Raw genomic sequence first — 593 nt, 5'->3', positions numbered from 1 at the left:
AGGCGCCGGCCTTCGACCGCGAGGCATTGGCCGAATCCGTTCGCCAGGAGTTGATGCGCTTGCTCAATACCCGGCGCCCGCAGCGCGTTGCAGGGCAACCACTGACGCTGCTCGATTACGGCATTGCCGACTGGGCAGGCCTGCAAGCCTTGCGCGCCGACGATCGCCGTTTGCTGTTGCGCGAGGTGCGTGCCGCCGTGCAGCACTTCGAGCCACGCTTGCAACTCAGCGACATCGACGTCGAGCCCTCACCTGGACAGCCTCAGCGATTGAGCATCCGGCTTGCCGGGCGTCTGCGTGAGGGGCAACACACCTGGCCGGCTACATTTCTGCTCGCGTCCGGCGACGAGGGGATAGAGGTACGCCATGAGTGACTCGATCGACGCTGAACTGCTCGATTATTACCAGCGCGAGCTGACGTGGTTGCGCCATGCCGGCGCTGGCTTCGCCCAGCGCCATCCCAAGGTGGCCCGGCGCCTGGAACTGGCGCCCGGAGAATGTCCTGATCCGCACGTCGAGCGCTTGCTGGAGGGGTTCGCCCTGTTGACCGCTCGCCTGCACCGCCGCCTCGATGACGACTACGCCGAATTCAG

General features: G+C 65.8%; 2 protein-coding genes. Both read left to right on the top strand.

Annotation, left to right across the window (positions count from 1 at the left end; all coding sequences use genetic code 11):
• The coding region (gene tssE, locus J0A65_RS25200) for a type VI secretion system baseplate subunit TssE (RefSeq protein ID WP_206596960.1) at positions 1-374 on the top strand (374 nt) is incomplete at its 5' end.
• Positions 367-593, top strand: a 227-nt coding sequence (locus J0A65_RS25195) for a type VI secretion system baseplate subunit TssF (protein ID WP_206596959.1), incomplete at its 3' end; no start/stop codon positions are given. The genes tssE and J0A65_RS25195, both read left to right, overlap by 8 nt.

The sequence above is a fragment of the Bowmanella yangjiangensis genome, from assembly GCF_017255015.1.
In the GTDB taxonomy this organism is placed as follows: Bacteria; Pseudomonadota; Gammaproteobacteria; order Enterobacterales; family Alteromonadaceae; genus Bowmanella; species Bowmanella yangjiangensis.
The sequence above is the reverse complement of the archived record's forward strand: the minus strand, read 5'-3'. Positions and strand labels throughout refer to the sequence as shown.